4 protein-coding genes are annotated in these 3657 nt (G+C 52.6%); all 4 read right to left on the bottom strand.

Annotated elements, in window-relative coordinates; all coding sequences use genetic code 11:
- Nucleotides 1–727, bottom strand: a 727-nt coding sequence (gene murQ, locus AB7S66_RS12050; RefSeq protein ID WP_428520333.1) for an N-acetylmuramic acid 6-phosphate etherase, incomplete at its 3' end; no start/stop codon positions are given.
- An 8-nt stretch (nt 728–735) separates the two neighbouring features.
- Nucleotides 736–1590, bottom strand: coding sequence for a carbohydrate ABC transporter permease (locus AB7S66_RS12045; RefSeq protein WP_428520331.1), 855 nt, complete (start codon nt 1588–1590; stop codon nt 736–738).
- On the bottom strand, nt 1587–2501 hold the full coding sequence (locus AB7S66_RS12040; protein WP_428520329.1) for a carbohydrate ABC transporter permease: 915 nt from the start codon (nt 2499–2501) through the stop codon (nt 1587–1589). Before AB7S66_RS12040 ends, AB7S66_RS12045 begins: the two co-directional genes overlap by 4 nt.
- A gap of 79 nt (nt 2502–2580) precedes the next feature.
- The coding region (locus AB7S66_RS12035) for an ABC transporter substrate-binding protein (RefSeq protein WP_428520327.1) at nt 2581–3657 on the bottom strand (1077 nt) is incomplete at its 5' end.

The following is a 3657-nucleotide window of genomic DNA, read 5'->3' as shown; positions in this document are numbered from 1 at the left end:
TCAGGCGCTTGGCTCGGTCAACCAGCTTTGAGTTCAGGGGAAGCAGGTCGACCATCAGGTTATTATACACCTTTCCGATTCTAATCATCGCCGTGGTGGTGATCATATTCAGCACCAGTTTCTGGGCGGTTCCTGATTTCATCCTCGTTGAGCCGGTGATGATCTCAGCATCGACTGCTATGTAGATCTTGTGGTCTGCATGGTCGAACACCGCTGAGTATTCGTTGCAGCTGATCGCTCCAACCTTTGCACCCAGCTCCTGCGCCCATGCCATCGCCCCGATGACATATGGTGCCTGGCCGCTTGCCGTTATTCCGACCAGGACATCATCCTTGGTGAATGCTCTTCTCTTTAACTCCTCAATACCTGCCTCTGGATCATCCTCAGCCGACTCAATGGCAGTGGTGAGGGCTGGGAGCCCTCCTGCGATAACCCCCTGGACCATGGTGGGTTTCACCCCAAAGGTCGGAGGACACTCAGAGGCATCAAGCACCCCGAGCCTTCCTGAAGTCCCAGCCCCGATGTAGAAGAGCCTTCCTCCCTTCTTGAAGGAGATAACGACATCGTCCACCAGGGAAGCAATCTCAGGTAGTCTCTGGGCAACAGCGAGGGGGACCTTCTGGTCCTCCTTGTTGATGATGGTGAGTATCTCAAGCGTGCTCTTGGTATCGATTCGGTAGGATGCTGGGTTTCTCATCTCTGTGGTAGGTAGATTGGTATGGGACATGGATTCTCCTATTTGACCGCACCTGCGGTCATTCCCTTGATGAAGTACTTGGACATGAACAAGTACAGGACCAACATGGGCAGTATTGCTATGGATAGGCCGGTAAAGAGTAGGCTCCAGTTGGTGCTGTGCTGGCCAAAGAATGTCGAAAGTCCAACAGGCAAGGTCTTTACCTTGTCCGACTGCAGGAACACCAAGGGGAAGAAGAAGTCGTTCCAGATCGGTACTGCATTGTAGATGGTTACCAGGGCGATAGCCGGGGCAACCATCGGCATTACCACACGCCGGTAGATGGCGAAGTCATTGCATCCATCGATCTTGGCAGCGTATTCAAGCTCCAAGGGTATCCCCTTCATGAACCCAGCCAGGATGAAGACTGTGGAAGGCAGTCCCATCGCCATGAAGATCAGGATAACTGAAAGTGGTTTGTTGATAAGACCCAAGGTCTTGATCAAGAGGAAGAGGGGGATGATTGCTGCCTTCAAGGGCAGCATGATCCCACTCAGGAAGAGCATATAGACCAGGGTATTGAGTCGGTAGGTGTACCGGCTTATGCCGTAGGAGGCCATGGAGCCGAAGAGGAGTACCAAGGTCATCGATATGGTGGTTACCAACAAGCTGTTGGCGAAGTACCGGGAAAATCCCTTATCGATCCACACCGTCTTATAAGTGGAGAAGCTAAACTCCTCAGGAAGAGAGAACGGGGTGGTGAGGATGGCACGATTATCCTTGAATGAGGAGAGAACCATATTGATCAGGGGGTAGAGGATAAGCAGCACATAAAGTGACATCACAAAGATGGCTATGGAGATGAAGAGCTTCTTTCCTGTGGAGGCACCACGATAGCGGAAGTCGGTGATCATAGCTGTACCTCCCTACTTCTGGTTACAAAGATGGAGAGGAGTGAGACTGTGAAGGTCAGCATGTAGATGACCAATCCGATCGCAGAGCCGATGCCAATCTCAGGGCTTCCTGCGTCGATCGAGCCAAAGGCCGTTCGGTAGAACAGCGTTCCGATGGTGTCAGTGGAGTAGTTCGGTGCTCCGTCCAGGCCGGTCATCGTATAGATCTGCTCGAATACATTGAGGCTTCCGATAATGGTCAGTACCGTGATAATCGTGATGGAGGGGATGATCAGGGGGAAGATAATCTTCCAGAAGAGCTTCCACTCCCCCGTTCCTTCCAGGTATGCCGCTTCCATGCACTCCTGGGGGACATTGTCGATGGCAGCAAGGAAGACAAGGGAGGGGAATCCGACCCACCTCCAGATATTCACCATGATGATCGAAGGTGTTGCCAGATGCTCAAGTCCCAGCCAGGGGCGTTGGAGTGAGGCAAGACCTGCCAGTTCCAGAAAGCTGTTCACCAAGCCGGAGGGCTTGAGATACATACCCCAGAGGAACCCTACCGCAACAATAGAGAAGAGGACAGGAATGAAGAATACCCGTTTGAAGAATTGGGCACCTGGAAGATTGCGGCTCAAGAGGTAGCCGAACATAAGGCCCAGGGTATTCTGGATAAGCGTGGTGGAGAGGAACCAGGTAAGGTTGTTTCCCAGCGCGTTGAAGAAGCGTTCCTGGTAGGGAAAGGTTGTAAGCAGTCGCCTGAAGTTGTCCAGTCCGACGAAGTCGAGACGAACCAACTGTCTCCAGGAGAAGAGGCTGTTGAAGAGCGACATGAATAGGGGAAGCAGGATAAAGACGCCCACAACCATCAGTCCTGGTGTAATGAAGAAGAGTATCCAAAGTGTCTTGCTACGCTGTATTTGGTGCATGGGAGTTCCTTGGTTGGGTAATACGAGAGAAAGAAGGAACCCCTACAGAGGCTTACGCCCCTGTAGGAGAAGGAATGTGTTATTTCTGGAATGGTTCGTAGTAGGAGGCAATTCCATCCTGAATCTGCTTTGCAGCTTCACGGGGAGTGATTGTTCCTGCCATCACACCTTGGGCTGCTGCCTGCCAGAGGGAGCTGCCGGTTGGCTGCTGATAGCGGAATCCGACGAGGAACAAATACGGAGTTGCGTGTTCCTGCAACTCCAGGACACGTGCGATGAAGGGCTCAGAGGTTGCATCCACTCCAGGAACGGAGCTGACCATCTTCAGTTCACTGACCATGGCGTCGCCAAACTCCTTGGAGGAGAGGAACTTCAGGAACTTGACTGCTGCATCCTTGTTCTTGGAATTGGCATTCATCGCAAAGTTCATGTCAGCATAGACTGAAACATAGGCTGGATCGCTCTCTCTCTGGCCGGGAACGGCAAAAACGCCCCAGTTCAGGTCAGGATTCTGTGCATTGAAATACGCTGCTTCATAGGAACCTGCGATCAAGTGGGGGGACATCTCGTTGAAGAAGTTCGATCTCATGTCCTCATAGCTGATACCCATGTACATGTCTGGGAGGTATTTGGAGAGTGCTTTCATCTCTTCCACCATGCGGATGAACGCGGGGTCGAGGAAATTCTTCTCTCCCTTGACCACTGCATTGTAGAAGTCGGTTCCACCATACCAGCCGGGGCCCATGCCACCAAGCATGGTTTCCAGGCACCATCCGTCCTTTGCTCCATTGCCCAAGGGGATGTATCCGGCTTTCTTTGCTGCCTCGAAGTTGCTGATCAACTGTGCCCAGGTCTTGGGGATGGAGAGACCCAGTTCTTCATAGATGTCCTTGTTGTAGTACATGAAGACGGTCTGGCTGACAGCAGGACTTCCGTAGATCTTGCCATCGGTGGGGCTGGTTGCACCCAGGAGGGCTGTCTCAGAGTAGTTCTTCAGCTCTGGCATCCACTGCTCGAGTGGTTCGAGGAATCCACTGTCTGCAAAGGTTGCCAAGCCGCCATAGGCTCTTCCCTGGAATACATCAGGTCCGGCTCCTCCAGAGAGGGAGGCTGCCAGGATGGTGTTGTATTCAGTGTTCTTGTGGGCTGTCTGGAC

The organism is Sphaerochaeta sp., assembly GCF_050178175.1.
Lineage (GTDB): Bacteria > Spirochaetota > Spirochaetia > Sphaerochaetales > Sphaerochaetaceae > Sphaerochaeta.
The sequence above is the reverse complement of the archived record's forward strand: the minus strand, read 5'-3'. Positions and strand labels throughout refer to the sequence as shown.

Coding starts and splice junctions, on each gene's coding strand:
- AB7S66_RS12045 (WP_428520331.1), bottom strand. CDS start 1,590: ATGATCACCGACTTCCGCTATCGTGGTGCCTCCACAGGAAAGAAGCTC.
- AB7S66_RS12040 (WP_428520329.1), bottom strand. CDS start 2,501: ATGCACCAAATACAGCGTAGCAAGACACTTTGGATACTCTTCTTCATT.